We start from the raw sequence: 302 nt of genomic DNA, 5'->3' as shown, positions 1-302 counted from the left end.
GCGCCGGAGACCTGGATGTTGAGCCGCTCTTCGACGATGTCGATGATCTCGTCGACGACGAGGCCCATCGCGCGGGTTTCGTCGGCGAACACCAGGATCGGCTGCGATCCCGTGGTCTGCACCGACACGCCTTCCATCTGCACCAGCGGCATCAGCTGATCGCGGTACTGCACCATGTAGCGGCCATTGGAGATCTCGATCTTGTCGGCCGCGATCTCCTCGAGACGCGTGACCAGCGCCAGCGGCACCGCCTTGGGCTGCGCCGTGCCGGCGCGGAACACCAGCAGCGACGTGAGCTGCTC

Annotated in this window: 1 protein-coding gene; it reads right to left on the bottom strand. The window is 65.9% G+C overall.

Annotated features, from left to right (window positions below):
• Positions 1-302 (bottom strand): chemotaxis protein CheW (locus tag HL666_RS33955; protein WP_172115641.1); only part of this gene is annotated, 302 nt, incomplete at both ends.

This window comes from Bradyrhizobium aeschynomenes, assembly GCF_013178945.1.
GTDB classification, from domain to species: domain Bacteria; phylum Pseudomonadota; class Alphaproteobacteria; order Rhizobiales; family Xanthobacteraceae; genus Bradyrhizobium; species Bradyrhizobium aeschynomenes.
The sequence above is the reverse complement of the archived record's forward strand: the minus strand, read 5'-3'. Positions and strand labels throughout refer to the sequence as shown.